We start from the raw sequence: 18,385 nt of genomic DNA, 5'->3' as shown, positions 1-18,385 counted from the left end.
TATGGCCAAAGTATACGTTGTGACTTCCGGAAAAGGGGGGGTCGGCAAGACTACAATTACAGCCAACATAGGTTGTGCTCTTGCAAATAAAGGGGCTAAGGTCTGTCTTATCGATGCAGACATTGGTCTCAAAAACCTAGATATTACACTTGGCCTCGAGAATAGGGTTGTGCACACGATTCTAGATGTCGCCAATGGCAAGGTAACGGCTTCAGAGGCGCTTGTTAGGCACAAGCAGATTAAAGGGCTCTATCTACTTGCGGCCTCGCAGATAGCAACAAAGGAAATGCTGTCACCCGAGGACATGAAAAAGATGGTTGCAGAACTGTATCCCAAGTTTGACTATATCATCGTCGACTCACCTGCAGGAATAGAGAGAGGGTTTAGAAATGCAATAGCTGCAGCTGAAAAGGCGCTGATAGTGACTACTCCTGAACTGCCGGCTATCACAGATGCCGACAGAGTTATTGGACTTCTCGAAAACTCGGGAATGCAGGAGACAAATATAAGGCTCCTGATAAACCGCTTCAAAATCCAGATGGTCAAACGTGGTGACATGCTCACCAGAGAGGATATCCAGGGTAATCTCGCTATTGATCTAATAGGAATCATACCGGACAGTGACGAGGTTATCATTGCAACAAATAAGGGTGTACCGGTTATTCTAAACGGAAATGGTGAAGGAATCGGAAAGGTCTTCGAGAACATTGCTTTGAGGATGCAGGGAGAACCAATTCCTGTTGAGCATGACATTCTTGAGCACGGATCAAAAGGATTCCTTGAATTCCTGAAGCGCATCTTCAGAAGAAATTAAGAGGGAGTTGAAGCGTATGTTCTTTGGACTTTTCAGGAAGAAGAAAAAAACTGAGGGAAGTAGAAAGGAAGCAAAAGATAGACTTGATTCAATTACCGGAGGAAGGAGATACTCTGTTCCTGTAAGGGAGGTTATTCCCCAGGATATTCTCCAGAATAGCGGAAAAGATATGGTACACCAGATAAAAACCTATGTCGCCGACAAGTACAAAGTCAAAGAAGAAAACGTTAAGGTTCAGCTTGAGGAACACAACGGATATGTGGTAATAATCACAAACGTTGTCTTTCACTGATGCACCATGCGATACAGCGTAAAAACGGAACGCAAAAGTCAGTTCATAGACATTACGAAGCTTGTTATCCAGTCTGTAAAGGAATCCACGGCTTCTTACGGGCTTGTGAATGTATTCGTACCGCATACGACTGCTGCAGTAACGATCAATGAAAACTCCGATCCAGATGTCGTGCGTGACATTCTCTTTTGGATGGACGAGAGCATACCCGAGAACAGAGAATTCAAGCACATGGAAGGGAATTCCGATGCGCATATAAAGGCGTCTCTAGTGGGTTCTTCAGTTACTGTTCCCTTCAGAGACAATTCATTGATGCTAGGAATCTGGCAGTGCGTCTATTTCTGTGAATTTGACGGACCTAGAAACCGGGAGGTAATAGTTACTGTGGTTGGGTGATGCTTCTTTTGCCATTGTTAATAGTAAATCCAGGCATTCATTAGGGGGACGGTGGGAGGCACTATGTGTAAGGGAAGATACTTCTTTTATACCATCTTTGTTCTTGGATCTTCGCTGTTCGCTATTAAAGGTTTTACGTGGGACATGGGCCTACCAAAGTTCTATTTCGCATCGGTCGCCATATCTGTTTTTATCGTCTTTGTTTCTCTAAGGGCGGTTAGGGGATCCTACAAGCTGAGTATTTCATTTCCTCAGGTTCTTGCTTTGTTGTTTGGCATTTACGCATGTTTGACGACTTTCCAGCTGCTGGATACTCTACCCAATGTCTTTCTGACATCTCTCGGTTTTGCGATGAATTTGCTGTTGTTCCTCCTCTTCTCGTTACTGATATCTGGAGAAAAACCCGATAGACTGATGTTCATCCTTCAAGTTTTCGTTCTTGCGGGGCTTGTCATAGCAGTCGATGCACTTTTCTCCTTTTATACTGGCCACGGTCTGCTGTGGGGAACGGAGAACAACCCATTTACAAGAGGAAACCTATCTTCAGTCATCGGCAATGTGAATTTCACAACGGACCTCATGGCAATGTTGCTATTCCCCACTGCCTTTCTTACTATCTCAAGTAGAGTTCTGTGGAAGCGTGAAAAGCTCAGACACATTTTTTACCTGGGTGTTTTCTCCATTTTCCTGATAGTGATCTTGATAGGTCAAACTAGAGCCGTATATTACTCGGTAATAGGATCATTTACCTTTCTAGCGGTTTTCTTGATAATCTCACTTCTGAAGTTTAGGTTGAGGCCCTTTGCCACAGTTTTCAATAAATTGTTCCTAATCTTGCTAATATTCGCGGCCATAATTATAATGATTGTATATTCTGGAGACAATTTTCTGACGGGTGGGCGGTTCAGTTTCTCTGAGAGACTAACCTATACAACTGAAGACAACGTCTCAGTGGACGTAAGAGTTCTTCAGTGGAAGGCAGCAATTAAACAGTGGAAAGGCTCGACTATCTTCGGTACTGGTTTTGGTTCTTACAAGTACCTTTCTACAGAGAACATGGGAAGGGTTCTTCTGGAAGAACCTGATTACATGTATGTTGCTGGCCTGAACAGTATCCGAACTCATAATGAATACCTTCAGCAACTGGGTGAAACGGGAATGGTAGGAATGGCTATTGTTGCCTGGTTTATTCTCTCAATGTTTCTGTACACAATCAGGGTTGTAAGGCGAACCCCCTCAATCGATAAGATTGTCCAGTACATTTTTCTCACGGCCGGTCTCCTTGTAATTTTCGCGCATTCAATACTCTCTTTCCCGGGTCATCTGATGCCCAATGCTTTATTTGCAGTCTTTCTCTTTGGTTTCCTCATGAGCCCCGATTTTAATGAAGAAAAAAGAATTACTTTCAATGTTGGAAAACTTGTCCCGCTTATTTTGGTGATCTTCGCTTTGACCACCACTGTCTTGATGAGCCGCACTTTCTTTTCAGAAGGTTTTTTCACCAAGGGCTACATAGATTATAGAAGGATTGAGGCCATAAATCCTCAAGTGCCACAGCTGATAAGCTCCATAGAAAGCATCAAAAAAGAAATCGAGGCTCTGGAGAACGTTGAAGATAAGTATGCGAATCTTCAAGAAGGACAGTATATCTCTGAAAGGCTAAAAACTCTTCAGGAGATGTATCCAAGCGCACCGACCGAACTGCTCGAATCAATAGCTTCCGAGGACCGTGAAGAAGCATATGAATCTACCCTGTCGGGGCTGAATTCTAAACTGAGATCTGCTTCTTCGGCTCTTCTTAATGCGAGGAGGGATTCAACAGACAGTTTTTACTCGGCCTTGAGAAATCTATCAACTGCAAGAGAGATTTCCGGTAGTCAGTATCTTGCAGAAGCATACCTGGGGTACGTGTACTTGACACCTCAGAGAAAGGAAGACTTTCGACTTAAGCTCAACATGTCAGGCAACAATATTGGCAATGCCTTCGGAGAGATATTTTCGAGAAAAGACATCTTCTCTTCCTGGCTTACCAACGACGTATTACCTTGCGGAATGCTGCCTGGACTGGAAATCGACCACGCTTATCTCAAAGAACTGCAAAGTCTGCTAAAGCCGGATCTTGCTGCGACAGATGTTTCCGACCTTTTGAAAGAAGTCAACACAGAACTATTGATCGATTATCAAGTAACTCTTGATGCTATTGATGCGCTTTTGCGATCTATAAAGACATCACCCGATCTGCAGGTTGTAAGAAATGCAGCAAGTCTGCTCTTTCGAGTAATTGTCTCATCAGAGAGAATTTCCGTTGAACTCGAGAAGCTCGAACCTTACGTAACTGATACCGTTGGTTTGAATAATCTTGTGCATAAGATACAAGAGATCCCTGTTTCAGAGAAAGACAATCTGAATCTGCTTTATGACGTAGCAATAGCCTATAATCCTGGAGGATGGTTAAAAGGGAATGACAGCATATATGGAGAGTACGCAAGAAATCTTCTTCTAGCTTACGGTCTAAATGCTCTTGACAAGATACTGGAGCTGGCAGAAAAGGAAGTTTTCGCCTGGAACGTGATGAGAACTACTGACCAGGTTGTTCCTCTTGGAGCGATCGGTGAGCTAACTCCGCTAAAAGAGTACGTTCCCAGAGAGTGGTTCAATAACCTGTACGATGGGGTGTATGAATGGTGTCTGGATAAGTCCTCGGAGATTTCAAGGAATATTGAAGAAGAAAGGTTTGCCGGAGAAAACCTGAAGAAGGCAGAAACAGTTTTGAATGAAATGGAGAGATTCAAAGAACTCTATTCAACCTGGTAAGGACCAAAAGTCACATGGGTGTTACACAGGTAATATTCAAGGCATTGCGGACTTTATTAATCGGACTTATGATAGTGGTAATCGTAATGGAGGTATGTGGATGCTAGAAGTTAAAGGAATAAAGTTGGTTCGAGATGAGCGAGAGATTCTAAACACCCTTACGGCCACCTTTGAATCGGGGCGTGTCTACGCGATACTCGGCAATAATGGTGTTGGAAAATCAACATTATCATATGTTCTAATGGGTCTTGAATCTCACAGAGACTACGAAGGAAATGTTGTCTTTGATGGAGAAGAGATAGATCTTCTTTCTGTATCTGAGAGAGCAAGGAAGGGTATTACTCTTGGCTGGCAGGAACCGGTTAGATTTCAAGGATTAACAGTAAAGGAGTATCTGACTTTGGGTGGAAAACTCAAGCTTTCAAAGGAAGAACTCAATGAGACCCTGTCAGTTGTAGGACTAAATAATGAATATCTGGATAGATTCGTCGATGAATCCCTTAGCGGCGGGGAGAGGAAGAGAGTAGAATTAGCCTCGATAATTCTCATTAGTCCAAAGGTAACAATTCTTGACGAACCGGATTCCGGTATAGATATTATGTCAATGGAAATGATAGAAAGAGTGCTGGAAAGACTCAGTGACAAAGGCTCAATAGTGATAATCATTACTCACAGAGAAGAAATCGCAAGGATGGCCGATGAGGCCTTCCTTCTTTGTGGAGGAAGAATTCTGGCTTCCGGAGAGCCTGAGGAAATAGTGAATTTCTACAGAAAGCTATGTGATAACTGTCAACACATAAATGAACCTATAACAGAAGGCGGACAGATAGATGATTAACTCAAACTTCGAAAGAGAATTCACCGCCATTGCCAAAGAGTACGAGAGAGCCGGTGGAAATGTTTCAGATTTCTTGAGAAAGGACATTGTGTCTATAATTGTAAGCGGTAATAAGGTTATTGGCAGAAACACGGTTGACGGAGTCCACGTAAGAGCAAAGGAACTAACCAACGGAGTGGAAATCTGGCTTGAAATTGATGGTGGAACGGTTATTGAAAACCCCATTCATCTCTGTACAGGTTATCTCAAACCAGAAGGTACCCAAGAGGTTCTTATTCATAACCGTCTTGGAGACCACACCAAGGCAAAATTCATATCGCACTGTGTTTTCCCCAGCGGTGTGAATTTTACTCATTCCATGATTGCAGATACCGATGTGGGGAATTACTCCGAAATGCTTTACGAAGACACTCACATGCACAGCAAAGACGGTGGAGTAACCGTGAAGGCAACCTACAATACGGTAGTTAGAGAAGGCGGGAGATTCCAGAATCTCTTTTATCTAACTAAGACCAGGGTAGGCAAGCTCTTCGTAAAGATGAATGTTGATCTTGAAAAAGACGCGTCGGCCCACATAGAATCCAAGGTTTACGAGAGAGATGACGATTATCTCGAAATAGACGAGCAGCTGTATCTTAACGGTGAAGGCTCTTCGGGAATAGCAAAGACCACGGTTTTTGCAACAGACAGGAGTAGGGCGAAGATCATCAATAAAGCTTATGGAAATGCGGCCTATTCAAAGGGACACATAGAATGCAACGAGATAATTAAAGGCGACTCTGTTGAGGTTGGAACAGTTCCCGAATTGTACGTGAGAAATGAAAAGGCCGAGCTTACCCACGAAGCCTCGATAGGGAGAGTAAATGTCAAGCAGATGGAGACCCTTATGTCCAAGGGACTGACTGAAGAAGAGGCAACCGATATGATTGTTAGAGGAATGCTCAGATAAAATCGGAGGGAGTCTTTGTGAACTACAGTGAATTGTATATAGTGAAAGAGCTTGTCGATCTTGTTAATATTCCCAGTCCATCTGGATTTACAGATTCAATCATCGGTTATCTCGACTCCGAGTTAAAAAGGCTTGGATTCAGTCCTCGAAGAACCAGAAAGGGAGCTCTTGTAGTTGAAATAGGTGGAAGGGGAAACCCAATAGTACTTGCCGCTCATGTCGATACGCTTGGAGCGATGGTGAAGTCTTTGAAGCCTAACGGACGCCTGGAAATAACGAACGTCGGTGGTTTCACAATGAACAGCATAGAAAATGAAAACTGCATCATACACTCAAAGACGGGAAAGACTTTCAGCGGGACTATTCAATCGATCTCACCTTCAGTTCATGTCTTCGAAAATGCCAGATCTCTTGAAAGAAAAATCGCAAACATGGAGATACGTGTCGACGAAGAACTCAAGAACGCCGAAGATCTACAGAAGCTGGGAATCGAGGCAGGTGATTTTGTCTCTTTCGATCCTAGAGCAACTGTGACAAAGAATGGCTTCGTGAAGTCAAGACACCTCGACGATAAAGCCAGTGTTGCCGTTCTGCTTGATTTTGCAAGAAGAGTTTCGGAAGGCAAGGTAACCTGTTCCAGGAAGACTTACCTATTCTTCTCAAATTACGAAGAAGTGGGTCACGGCGCATCGGCCGCAATGCCGGATGACAGCGAAGAAATCATCTCAGTCGATATGGGTGCCGTTGGCGATACTCTTAGAACCGACGAGTATGTCGTTTCAATATGTGCCAAAGATTCGGGAGGTCCTTATGATAGCACAGTTGTCAGAAGCCTTATTGAATCGGCAAAAAGAGTTGGCGCCGACTATTCTGTTGACATTTATCCATTCTACGGTTCAGACGTAGAAGCTTCTTTGAGAGCGGGATACGATGTTAGGTTCGGTCTTATTGGACCAGGAGTAGAAGCGTCTCACGGATATGAAAGGACACATTACAAAGCACTTGAAAACACTTTGAAGCTTATTGAGGGATATGTAGGAAACTGAGGCGCTATGCGCCTCAGTTCATCTTCTAAAACAGGAGCTTTCCCTTTTTTTGACCCTTTTCCTGGCCAAGCTGATTCACAAAACCCGCAGGAGCGACATCGATTACTCTGTTCTTTTCGGCTTCCATAGCTTCTTGTAGTTTTTTTCTGTAGGCATCCATTTTTTCTCTCAGTTCAGCTACATCACCCTGCAGCCATTCAAAGATGCTGTCTGTCAATCTTGAAGAAATCTCCTCAATCTCATCGCTTTCTTCCATCATACCGGCGTTCTTTGTGATTTCAAGCTCTTCACTAACTGCCTTCTCAACATCGTCTCTAGTAAGTTCCGGAACGACCGACTTAACCAAACGCATGGCGATATTTGTTCTCAGTCTTAAATCGTCTATAGTTGCCTCCAGATTATCTACTCTCGACATGATTGCTCCCAAAAACTGATCAAGTGATACTTGCATTTGTTTTTCAACTCCCTTCAATGATTTCGCTTAGATTGTACTACGCATTGAGTTTTCTATAGTTAAGGCTTTGTTTGGGATCGTAATCTACGTATTCTTGTCTAATCTATGCCTCATTCTAAAAAGCCATATAGACAATACTGATACCATTAGGAAGCCGACGAGATCGCCTTCCGATATTTTGAAGATCCAAAAGGATGGAAGGAACTTACCGCTGAAGAATGGAGCGGAGAGAAAATCGGAAAATAGCCATCCCGAGATAATTGAAGCAACGGTAATGAAAATGGCCAGGACATTCTCTCTTATCCTTCTGAGTTCTTTGAAGATAAGAAAGGAGACCGATGCAAGAGAAGTAACTAAACAAATGGAAGAAATGATCGCAAGAATCGAGTAAGCACCTGGATTACGCAATACTATTATCGCAACTATTAGAACCATTGTTAATGGTCTCTTCAGTACTCCCCTGACCATTTCCAGTAAACTGTCCTTCGAAACGATTTTATTCTCCAGCTCCGGTCTGTAAACAAGCAATCCAAGTACAATCGCAATTAGCAAAACAGCACTTGAGAGAGAGGCGCTCCAAAAAAACATCGACACAGCCAGCATTCCTATTAGAGACTCCTGAACAAGAAGAAGTCGCATCTTCAAGCTTCCCCTTCGAAACCTTCAATAGATAGTTTGGTTTCTCCGTCGCCTGTTATATCAAGAAAGAGTTCCTCTAGACTTGATTCAGCTCTTCCAAAACTCTCTTTCAAATCTGAAAGAGTACCTTCAGCGATCAGCCTTCCGCTATCGATTATCCCGATTCGATCACACATCTTTTCGGCCACTTCAAGAACGTGAGTAGTCATAAACACAGTTGTTCCATTATCGGCCATATTTCTGAGCAAGATTCTCAGCTTTCCCGCGCTCGAGGCGTCTAGACCAACTGTAGGTTCGTCAAGAAAGACCACTGATGGTTCTCTCATCAGAGCAATTGCAACCATCAGCTTCTGTTTCATTCCATGCGAATAATCACCTATGTATTTCCCAAGATAATCGATCTTGAAGGCTTCAGCCAGATTATTGAGCTTTTTAAGAGTTTCCTTCACTGGGAGACGATAGACGTCAATAATGAATTTGACGAATTCCAGCCCCTTTAGATTCTCGTACATCTTTGGTTCATCAGGGACAACTGAAATCAACCTCTTGATCTCCATTAGGTCCTTTTGCATGTCAAGACCGTCGATAAATATCTCTCCCAGACTAGGAGAGATAATTCCTGTGAGCATCTTTATGGTAGTTGTCTTTCCCGCTCCGTTTGGTCCAAGAAAGCCATATATTTCACCGGAAGCAATGTTAAGATTCAATCTATCTACAGCTACGAGAGTCCCAAACTTTCTCGTAAGGTTTCGGGCTTCAATCATTTTTCAGCCTCAAAGGCTTTATCATAGAAAGTTGCGGTCTTTGGATGGAACACTAGTTCTACAGTACCGACTGGACCATTTCTCTGTTTCCCGATGATGACTTTTGTTACTTGTGGTGAATCACTGACCTCACTCTTGTCTTTGTAGTAGTCCTCTCTGTAAAGAAACATAACGGTATCGGCATCCTGTTCTATGGCTCCCGATTCACGAAGATCACTTAGACGCGGCATTTTATCTTCTCTTTGCTCCACTGCCCTTGAAAGCTGCGAAAGAGCAACAACAGTGATGTTCAATTCCCTTGCGAGGAGCTTCATAGATCTCGAAATCTCCGAGATTTCCTGCTGCCTGTTGTCCGATCTGCTTTTAGTATGCATTAGTTGAAGGTAATCGACAAATAGAACCTGAATGTTGTGTTCCATCTTTATCCGTCTTGCCTTGGCTCTCAAGGTTCTAGGATCAAGTGATGGCTCATCGTCAATGATTATTGGCGCGGTCTGGAGAGTACTGGCTCCATTTGTTAGCCTTTTCCACTCCTCGCTTCCGATATCTCCGGCGCGAAGCCGAGACAGCTCAAAATTCGTCACATTACACAACAACCGCTGTGCAAGCTGTTCTTTGGACATTTCTAGGCAAAAAACAGCTACCGGTAGCTGAAACTTCAGCGCCATGTTGCTTGCCAGGCTCAAAGCAAAGGCAGTTTTACCCATAGAAGGTCGAGATGCAACAATGACGAGATCGGATGGTCGAAATCCTGTAGTGACTTGGTCGAGTCTTCTGTACCCAGATGCTATTCCGGTAATTCTTCCTGTAAGGGCGTTTTCTTTCAACCTTTCCAGATTGTGAAACAGTTCATGCATTATCTTTCCAATGTGCTGATAGGTTTTGGATATCTGGGCTTCGGTGATTTGAAAAATAGCTTTCTCAGCGTTGTCCAGGATCTCGTCCGTGTCTTCTCCTTCGTATGCGTTTTCGACAATCGAACTTGCCGCCGCTATGAGCGATCGAAGTAATGACTTCTCCTTTACTGTCTTACCATAATAAAAGAAATTCGCAGAGGTTGGAACGACATCGGCTAGCTTTGCCAGCTCGACTTCACCCCCAACTTCCTCAAGGACTCCGCCGGTCCTCAGTCTTTCCGTCACCGAAACTATGTCTACAGGGCTTCCTTCATCGAAAAGCTTCTCCATCGTGGAAAAAATCAGCTGATTCTTTCGTGAGTAAAAATCCCTGCCTGTGAGGAGTTCCATGACATCCGGAACAACATCTGGATCTATCAAGATACTTCCAATTACCGCCTCTTCCGATTCAATGCTGTTTGGGGGTACTCTTGTCTTCAAATCGCTCACCAACTTCTTCTAGATAATCAATAGCTATTCTCAATCAGCTCCTTTATTGAGGCAAACTCACCGTCGAAAACAAATTGGCCTCTCTCTTTGCCGGATCCCCCCTTGACGTCGAACTCCTTTTTTATCCTGGTGAGAACCTCTCGGCAATCGTATCCTTTACAGAAAAGAAGGATTCTATCATCAGACTTTCCAATGATAAGATACTCCTCAAGTGTGACAAATCTTGGAATCGAAGCGAGTATACTCTCTTCATCCTCAAGAAAGATAACTCGTGACTTTGATCCGTTTATCTCTCTTGCAACATAACCCGCCAGTCTTTCAGAAAAGCTCCTGATTTTCGAATTGTCTTGTCTGATTTCATCAATTAGAGACGCAATTCTATCCGTCAGATCCAAATAACTGCACGTTAGTAAGAGGGAGGAATTTGTGATCAATTTATGTTTAGTGAAATAATCATTCAAAGCCCTTTTCCCTGCAACAAAATAGACTCTGGTGAGCGACCCTTTCACTTTCTCGTGTTTCAAAATCTTCAATAAACCAATCTGGCCAGTACGTTCCACATGAAGACCCGAGCAGGCACTTAGGTCTATCCCGTCTATTTCGACAAGTCTTATCTCTCTTTCGCTTTCAGTGATCTCTCTCTTGATCTCTTTTCTAAGATGGTATTTTTGGATTTCAGACCTATCGACAACAAATTTCCTTACCGCACGATCCTCACCGATAAAATTGTTGCAAAGCCTCTCTACATAATCGATCATATCATCCTTAAGAATTCCAAGTGAGAGATCAATAGTTGTGTACTCCTCGCCCATCTGAAATCCTACGGTTTCGGCATCCATTTCGCTTAGAAAGACAGCAGAAAGAAGGTGTTGAGCTGTGTGTTGCTGTGAGATATCTATTCTTCTTTCCTCATCGATCCTAATATCTACCATTTCGCCCTTATTCTTTTCAATCTTTCCATCGATTTCTAAGACAACCTCGTCTCCAATTTTCTTCACAGATTTTATTTTGAAAGAATCTACCTCTCCACGGTCTCCAAGTTGTCCCGCTTCACCATCAACAAAAACATTTCCGTAACATATTTTGATGTAGGTAGTACCTTCTACAAACCATATTTCCCTTACTGCTTCTAACATACACCGCCCCCGGCCACTTGATATTATGTGCAAATATATGTAATAATTATACAGTAGCATTCATTAACTCCGTGGGTGATAACGCGAAAAATGAATATGAGGTGATTTGGTTGCAGGAAAGGCCAATCCTTTCGGTGAAGAATCTCTCTACACACTTCAATATGGCCGAGGGAGTTGTTAAGGCCGTTCAAGATGTGTCTTTCGATCTTCATAGGGACGATGTCTTGGGAATAGTTGGGGAGACTGGCTCGGGGAAAAGTGTTACAGTCAAGTCCGTAGCTGGAATGACTGACAGTCCCGGTTTTATAGCCGGGGGTGAAATTCTATTTTTCACGGATGAGTTCAGTAAGACTGGAGAAAAGGAGTATATTGATCTGGTCAAGCTCCCTAAAGAAAGCTTTTCCAAGGTAAGGGGAAAACACATCGGAATGATTTTTCAAGATCCCATGACTTCTCTTGACCCGATGTACACAATTGGGAACCAGATGATAGAAACGATTGTCCATCACAAAAAGGTTACCGAAGAAGAAGCTAGGGAACGCTCAATAAGATTGCTTGAGCAAGTAGGAATTCCCAAACCTTCGGAGAGGATTAATGACTACCCCTTTCAGTTGTCCGGAGGCCAGCGTCAAAGAGTAGTGATAGCAATAGCGCTTTCGTGCGATCCAGAGATTCTGGTAGCGGACGAACCCTCTACTGCTCTGGATGTTACGGTTCAGGCTCAGATTCTTGAACTGATGAAGGACCTTCAAGAGCAGTTCAATAGTAGCATGATTTTTATCACGCACGATTTGGCTGTGATCGCCGAAATAGCTACTAAGATCAGTGTCATGTATGGAAGCTATCAAATGGAAATGGCAGATTCAATGGAGATTTTCGAAAATCCAATGAACCCCTACACCTTTGCTCTTCTTGAATGCATTCCTAGACTTGATATAAAGCAAGATCAGCTTCTTCCGATTCCTGGCCAGCCGCCAATAATGCTTAATCCTCCAAACCTTTGTCCCTTCCTTCCAAGGTGTTCAAGGGCAACTGATCGGTGTTATAAGGAATTACCAAGGCTTGAACAACTTAAGGATAATCATTTTGTCAGGTGCTGGAACCCAATCACCAATAGAGTGTTGCTGGTCAAGGAGGCTCAAGAATGAAGCTTCTTGAAGTTAGAAATCTGAAGAAGTACTTTCCAATAAAACAAGGTTTCCTGGTTGAAAGAGTGGTTGGTTTCGTAAAGGCAGTTGATGACGTATCGTTTTCCGTCGATCGTGGCAAGACCATTGGTATCGTTGGAGAATCCGGCTGTGGCAAGACGACAATAGGGAAATCGATAGTCCGCCTGCTTGAAGTAACCGACGGAGAAATGCTCATTGACGAAGAAGACACAACTTTTTATTTCATGAAGAAGCGTCGTGCAAAGCAATACCTTAAGGCGAAATACTTTGATACTTCGAGATTCAACAATGGTGATAATTCAGAATTTGAACCATACGAGAAGAAGATGTACGACGTTTACAATAGAGCGAACAGAGATGCATCGAAGGCCATTGATTATCTCTTTGAAAAGGCGGATCAAAAGAAGAGACTTCTTAGAAGAAAGGCGCAGATAGTCTTTCAGGATCCAATGTCCTCTTTGAATCCAAGAATGACGGTAGGACAGATGCTCACCGAACCGCTTCTCTTTCACGAACTTGTAAAGAATCTCGATGAAGCCATCGAAAAGGTAAAGGAATTGCTCGTTCAGGTGGGCCTGAAACCATATCACGTTGATAGATATCCTCATCAGTTCAGTGGTGGCCAACGCCAAAGAATTGCCGTAGCAAGGGCGATAAGCGTCAACCCCGATCTAATTGTCCTCGATGAGCCGACTTCCGCATTAGACGTATCCGTTCAGGCACAGATTGTAAATCTGTTCCAGAAACTTCAGGAACAGCTTAACGCAGGTTATGTTTTCATTTCTCACAACCTTTCTTTAGTGAGGTTCATATCTCAAGAAGTATCTGTCATGTATCTAGGAAGGATCGTAGAGCAGGGTAATAGTGAGTCGATCTTTAAGAATCCGTTGCATCCCTATACCAAGGCTCTTCTTGCCGCCGCTCCTATACCAGATCCGAAGAAGAAACGAAATCGTAAAGACCTTGTCGGCGGACAGGTACCGAGTCCGATAAACAGACCTACGGGTTGTTTCTTCAATCCAAGATGCAAATACAGGATGGATATTTGTACTAAGGAGTATCCACCCATGGTCAGGGTGGATGAGAATCATTTTGTTGCGTGCCATCTTTATTCCACATCTCAAGAACAAGGAGGGGAAAGTAAATGAAGAAACTTTCAGTGCTTCTAGTGGTTCTCATTGCAGCAGGATTTCTTTTTGCCGCTACTGAGTACCACGTAGAAGAGACATGGAACGGCAAGCCCGGAGGCACTTTCTATTATTGGGGCTTGGGAGATCCAAAGACATTTAACTATGACTGGGCACAGGAAACCAGTTCAACCGATCCTCTTGGATTCATACTGGCAACTCTAATCGAATCCGATGAGGGCGGCATGCCTACACTTCCTGGCTTGGCCAAAAAATGGTGGTTCTCTGAAGACGGACTGACATTCTTCGTTCAGATCAGAGAAGGTCTCCAGTGGTCTGACGGTGAGCCTTTTACTATCGATGACGTCTACTGGACATTTGTCGATGTGTCTTTCATTCCCGAGAACACGGCAAATGGGAACGGCTCTTATCTGGACTCGAACGATCAGCTGCCAGTGGTCGAGATCGTCGATGACACAACGATTTCTTTCACATGGACTGTCCCTATGGTTACCGCATTGAGGCAGATCGGCTTCCGCCCGATAATGCCAAAGCACGTTCTCGAGGAAGTCGTTGCCAACGGGACTTACCCAGAATTCTGGACAATTGCAGACTTTGACAAACTTGTTGGAATGGGACCATTCGTAATAACAGACTATATCGAAGGTGTAAGAATAGTCTTCGAAAGAAACCCATATTACTGGAAAGTCGATGGCAACGGAGTTAAGCTGCCCTACTTCGACAAGCTAAATTATGAGCTCCTTGCAGACCAGAATACTTCTCTTCTTAGATTCGAAGCAGGCGAACTTGACCTTTACGGACCAACTGCTGAGCAGTTCCCAAGGCTAGCAGAAATGGCCGCAGAAAAGGGTTGGATAACGGGTGTTGGTGGCCCTGCACTTGGATCCCAATTCGTGACTTTTAATTTCAACGCCACAGATCCGGTCAAGAGAGAATGGTTCAGAAACGACGGATTCAGAAGGGCCTTTGTATATGCAATGGATAGAGATGCCATCATTGAATCCCTATACAACGGACTCGGTTCTCCACTGTACGGACCCGTATCACCGTCCAGCGGCTTCTACAATCCCGAAATCGAGAAGTTCGCTTACAAGTATTCAATCACAAGGGCTAGACTTGAATTAAAGAGAGGCGGCTTCGACTGGCTCGCAGACGGAACCTGTGTCGACGCAAATGGAAACCCAGTTGAATTTGAACTTCTTACGAACGCTGGAAACGTTGTTAGAGAAGCGATTAGCAACATCATAGTAGATGGTGCTGCGAAGCTCGGAATCAAGGTCAATTTTAGACCCATTGACTTCAATACCGTTGTTTCAAGACTGACTGATGCAACCTATGAAGCTGTAGTAATTGGTTTAACCGGCAGTGTAGACCCCGGAACAGGTTGGAACGTTTACAGGCTCGATGGCGGTTTGCACTTCTGGAACTACCCTCCAGACTACAATCCTGATGACCACATAACGGAAGACATGTACATTCTTCCCGACTGGGAGAAGAGAGTAGACGAAATCTACAGACTCCAGACGTCCGCAGTTGACGATCAGGACAGATATGATTTGTTTGCGGAGTTCCAGATGATTTTTGCAGAGTATCAGCCAGTGGTCTTTACAATGGCTCAGAATTTCCTTTATGTTTACAAGAACAACATAAAGATGCCGGTGGAAAAGCTTACACCTGCCACTGGTCTTCTTTACCAGCTTGAAGGTTGGTGGAAAGAGTAATTTAGCGCGTTTCCTTAAGCGGGAGGGCTTTCCTCCCGCTTTTACTAATATTGGTCGAAATCATTCGCAAAACAGCTAAAGTGTTGAGGAGGGAATGAGGTGCTGAAATATATAGTTAGAAGGCTGATTCTTGCAATTCCCGTCTTGCTTGGGGTCTCGATACTGGCCTTCATGATTATATCCGCTGCCCCTGGAGATTTTTTGGATGCATACAGATTGAACCCTTCAATTTCGAGGGAGCAAATCGCCGTTCTCGAAAGTCAGTTTGGGCTTGATCAGAATGTATTTGTACAATATTTCAAATGGTTGGGTAATGTTCTTACAGGTAATTTCGGGTACTCTTTCAGCTATAGAATTCCAGTTTTCGAACTGGTATGGAGAAGACTAGGGGCAACTCTTTTGTTGAGCATCAGCACTTTGATTTTCACGTGGGGAATCGGTATTCCTCTGGGTATCTATTCTGCGCTTCATCAGTATTCTCCCAGCGATCAGGCCTTTTCTTTTCTTGCGTTTATTGGCATCTCAATTCCAAACTTCTTCTTTGCACTGCTGTGGCTTTTTATGGCGGCCAAAACCGGTTGGTTCCCAATAGGTGGGATAATATCTCAGAACTTCGGCGACCTGAGTTTCTTTGGAAAGATTGGAGACTACCTTTGGCATGTTGCCGGTCCGATGGTCACTCTTGGCACATCCGGGTTGGCCGGTCTGATGAGACAGATGAGAGGTCAGCTTCTAGATCAACTCAGGCAGGATTATGTTCTCTTCGCAAGAGCAAAGGGAATGCCCGAGAAGAATGTCATATATAAACACGCATTGAGAAATGCAATAAATCCTATCGTTACTATGTTTGGATATGCACTTTCCGGCTTGCTTGGGGGGGCTGTCCTGACGGAGACGGTTTTTGGTTGGCCTGGAATGGGAAGACTTGTTATAGAGGCCTTAAACGCTCAGGATTTGTTTCTTGTTATGGCAACATTACTCCTTTCTGCTGTACTTCTGGTAATCGGCAATTTGCTTGCTGATCTTTTGCTCGCCTGGGTCGATCCCAGAATACGTTATAGGCTGAGCTGAGGGGTGTGAAATGAAGAAGAAAGATATTGTCGATAATAATACATTGCAGAGCACGGAGATCAGCAAAGAGGATCTCTTTGAAGTAAAATACATGAGCCGCTGGCAGCTCGTTTGGAGAGCCTTGAGAAAGCACAAGTTGGGTTTGCTTTCCCTCTGGATACTGATTATAATGTACCTAATTGCGTTATTCGCAGAGTTCCTTGCGCCAAACAGCCCTTACGAGCAGACTCAGGGTCTATCGTTTGCCCCGCCATCTAAAGTTCACTGGACAGATGAAGAAGGGAAGCTCACCGCTCCTTACATTTATGCCTGGGTCATGGAACGGGATCCAGAAACATACAGGACGACTTTTGCTGAAGGTGTTTCCGTAGGAGCGCTGACAGCAATCGACAAGTCCACAGGCGAGGAAATCACATTTAGGAAGGGTGAGAACGGAGTAAAAGATATCTTTCTCACAATAAAGACCGAAAGATACGCTTTAGACGCAGATGGAAATCGAGCTAACATTGGGCAACCAGATTATTCCATTATCCAGAACATCAAACTGAATGAACTGGAGCTTTTCGAGAGGACACAGGTTAGCGAAACCACGAACAAAACCACAATAGACTCTTTGAGCCCTAGCAGGTTTAGAGAGCTTCAAAAAATTGGACCGCCTGTGAAGGTGGTGACTGAAAGGACACTTCACAGAGTCTTCGCTCAGAAAGAGGATGAAATTGACGATGTTGTTCTTGAAGCCATAAGTCTTTACAACGAAATAATCGATCTTGACGGAGGAGATGTGGAGCTTGCTCAAGAGTTTCTTGCCGAGCTTGAAATCTCTCCAACTCTTCTTGGGGTAATCGTTGAACCTGAAGTCAAGACTTACGAAACCGTGAAGTACCCTGTTAAATTCTTCGTGAAGTCTTGGGAATACAAGCTCTTCTGGTTGATCCCAACAAACATTCATCTTTTCGGTACCGACCAGCCTTCGAAGCTGCTTTTATTCGGAGCAGACAGATACGGAAGAGATGTCTATTCAAGAATTCTGGCAGGGTCAAGAATCTCCATGAGTATTGGTTTACTTGCTATAATGATAACTTTTTCTCTTGGCCTATCAATTGGAGGTGCTGCTGGTTACTTTGGTGGAATTACTGACGAGATACTAATGAGAGTAACAGAAGTTTTGATGTCTATCCCGAGTTTCTACTTGCTAATCTCATTGCGGGCAATACTGCCCACCAGCATTCCATCACATTTGACCTATCTGCTAATAGTGGTAATACTTAGCTTCATCGGCTGGCCTGGAATGGCAAGGGTCATTCGTGGTATGGTTCTCGGTCTAAAGGAGACGGAATTCGTCCAGGCTGCTGTTGCTATGGGCTATCCTTCTTCTCGAGTGATACTAAGGCATATTATTCCAAACACGGCAACCTACATTATTGTAGCCGCTACTCTGTCTATACCAGGCTATATACTGGGCGAGGCCGGGTTAAGCTTCCTGGGCCTCGGAATCACAGAACCTTCTGCAAGCTGGGGGTTGATGCTTTCACAGGCGCAAAGCATTAAAGCAATGACTGAAGCTCCATGGCTTCTTATACCGGGTATCTTCATATTCATTGTGGTCATGGGATTCAACCTTCTAGGCGACGCCTTGAGAGATGCTCTTGACCCAAGATCCCTAGGGTACTAAACCTAAGAACCTAATAGATTGATTGTATAGAGCGGGTCGGATGACCCGCTTTCTTTGTTTGGCTCAACTTTGACAGCAAGAAATCTGAAAACAGCTAAACATGGGGAAAAATGAAA

At 43.9% G+C, this 18,385-nt stretch carries 17 protein-coding genes; 12 read left to right on the top strand and 5 right to left on the bottom strand.

The window, feature by feature from the left end:
- Position 1 precedes the first annotated feature (1 nt).
- From minD to THEBA_RS01805, 7 genes are all read left to right on the top strand, one after another.
- Positions 2–814, top strand: coding sequence for a septum site-determining protein MinD (gene minD, locus THEBA_RS01835; protein ID WP_006491912.1), 813 nt, complete (start codon positions 2–4; stop codon positions 812–814).
- Between the two features lie 16 nt (positions 815–830).
- Positions 831–1,106, top strand: a complete 276-nt coding sequence (locus tag THEBA_RS01830; protein ID WP_006491911.1) for a cell division topological specificity factor MinE — start codon at positions 831–833, stop codon at positions 1,104–1,106.
- Between the two features lie 6 nt (positions 1,107–1,112).
- Positions 1,113–1,502 (top strand): secondary thiamine-phosphate synthase enzyme YjbQ, encoded by a 390-nt coding sequence (locus THEBA_RS01825; protein WP_014730206.1) that lies wholly within the window; start codon positions 1,113–1,115, stop codon positions 1,500–1,502.
- 63 nt (positions 1,503–1,565) lie between these two features.
- On the top strand, positions 1,566–4,316 hold the full coding sequence (locus THEBA_RS01820) for an O-antigen ligase family protein (protein ID WP_014730205.1): 2,751 nt from the start codon (positions 1,566–1,568) through the stop codon (positions 4,314–4,316).
- 100 nt (positions 4,317–4,416) lie between these two features.
- The gene (locus tag THEBA_RS01815; protein WP_014730204.1) at positions 4,417–5,154 is read left to right on the top strand and encodes an ATP-binding cassette domain-containing protein; all 738 of its coding nucleotides are present in this window, start codon (positions 4,417–4,419) and stop codon (positions 5,152–5,154) included.
- Complete coding sequence (locus THEBA_RS01810) at positions 5,147–6,103, top strand: SufB/SufD family protein (RefSeq protein ID WP_014730203.1); 957 nt, start codon at positions 5,147–5,149, stop codon at positions 6,101–6,103. Before THEBA_RS01815 ends, THEBA_RS01810 begins: the two co-directional genes overlap by 8 nt.
- Positions 6,104–6,120: 17 nt before the next feature.
- Positions 6,121–7,149, top strand: a complete 1,029-nt coding sequence (locus THEBA_RS01805; protein ID WP_014730202.1) for a M42 family metallopeptidase — start codon at positions 6,121–6,123, stop codon at positions 7,147–7,149.
- Positions 7,150–7,174: 25 nt separating this feature from the next.
- On the opposite strand, the gene THEBA_RS01800 is transcribed toward THEBA_RS01805, so the two are convergent.
- The 5 genes from THEBA_RS01800 to THEBA_RS01780 form a co-directional block, all read right to left on the bottom strand.
- Positions 7,175–7,600, bottom strand: a complete 426-nt coding sequence (locus THEBA_RS01800; protein ID WP_014730201.1) for a hypothetical protein — start codon at positions 7,598–7,600, stop codon at positions 7,175–7,177.
- A gap of 87 nt (positions 7,601–7,687) precedes the next feature.
- Positions 7,688–8,242, bottom strand: a complete 555-nt coding sequence (locus THEBA_RS01795) for a hypothetical protein (RefSeq protein ID WP_014730200.1) — start codon at positions 8,240–8,242, stop codon at positions 7,688–7,690.
- 2 nt (positions 8,243–8,244) lie between these two features.
- Complete coding sequence (locus THEBA_RS01790) at positions 8,245–9,006, bottom strand: ABC transporter ATP-binding protein (protein WP_006491897.1); 762 nt, start codon at positions 9,004–9,006, stop codon at positions 8,245–8,247.
- Entirely contained in the window at positions 9,003–10,352 is a 1,350-nt protein-coding gene (gene dnaB, locus THEBA_RS01785; RefSeq protein ID WP_014730199.1) for a replicative DNA helicase, read from the bottom strand. Before dnaB ends, THEBA_RS01790 begins: the two co-directional genes overlap by 4 nt.
- 17 nt (positions 10,353–10,369) lie before the next feature.
- Positions 10,370–11,488 carry an alanyl-tRNA editing protein gene (locus THEBA_RS01780; RefSeq protein WP_014730198.1) on the bottom strand — a complete coding sequence of 373 codons (1,119 nt, stop codon included), beginning with the start codon at positions 11,486–11,488 and terminating at the stop codon, positions 10,370–10,372.
- A gap of 110 nt (positions 11,489–11,598) precedes the next feature.
- Here THEBA_RS01780 and THEBA_RS01775 point away from each other — a divergent pair, with 110 nt between their 5' ends.
- The 5 genes from THEBA_RS01775 (at position 11,599) to THEBA_RS01755 (ending at position 18,269) form a co-directional block, all read left to right on the top strand.
- On the top strand, positions 11,599–12,636 hold the full coding sequence (locus THEBA_RS01775; RefSeq protein ID WP_014730197.1) for an ABC transporter ATP-binding protein: 1,038 nt from the start codon (positions 11,599–11,601) through the stop codon (positions 12,634–12,636).
- Entirely contained in the window at positions 12,633–13,805 is a 1,173-nt protein-coding gene (locus tag THEBA_RS01770) for an ABC transporter ATP-binding protein (RefSeq protein WP_014730196.1), read from the top strand. The genes THEBA_RS01775 and THEBA_RS01770 overlap by 4 nt, the downstream gene beginning before the upstream one ends.
- Positions 13,802–15,526, top strand: a complete 1,725-nt coding sequence (locus THEBA_RS01765) for an ABC transporter substrate-binding protein (protein ID WP_014730195.1) — start codon at positions 13,802–13,804, stop codon at positions 15,524–15,526. The genes THEBA_RS01770 and THEBA_RS01765 overlap by 4 nt, the downstream gene beginning before the upstream one ends.
- Positions 15,527–15,625: 99 nt before the next feature.
- Positions 15,626–16,597 carry an ABC transporter permease gene (locus THEBA_RS01760; RefSeq protein WP_014730194.1) on the top strand — a complete coding sequence of 324 codons (972 nt, stop codon included), beginning with the start codon at positions 15,626–15,628 and terminating at the stop codon, positions 16,595–16,597.
- 10 nt (positions 16,598–16,607) lie between these two features.
- Positions 16,608–18,269: an ABC transporter permease gene (locus THEBA_RS01755; RefSeq protein WP_014730193.1), complete on the top strand. Its 1,662-nt coding sequence runs from the start codon at positions 16,608–16,610 to the stop codon at positions 18,267–18,269.
- The last annotated feature ends 116 nt before the right edge of the window (positions 18,270–18,385 follow it).

It is taken from the genome of Mesotoga prima MesG1.Ag.4.2, from assembly GCF_000147715.2.
GTDB classification, from domain to species: domain Bacteria; phylum Thermotogota; class Thermotogae; order Petrotogales; family Kosmotogaceae; genus Mesotoga; species Mesotoga prima.
Note: the sequence above shows the minus strand (reverse complement) of the source record. Positions and strands in the feature narration are given on the sequence as shown.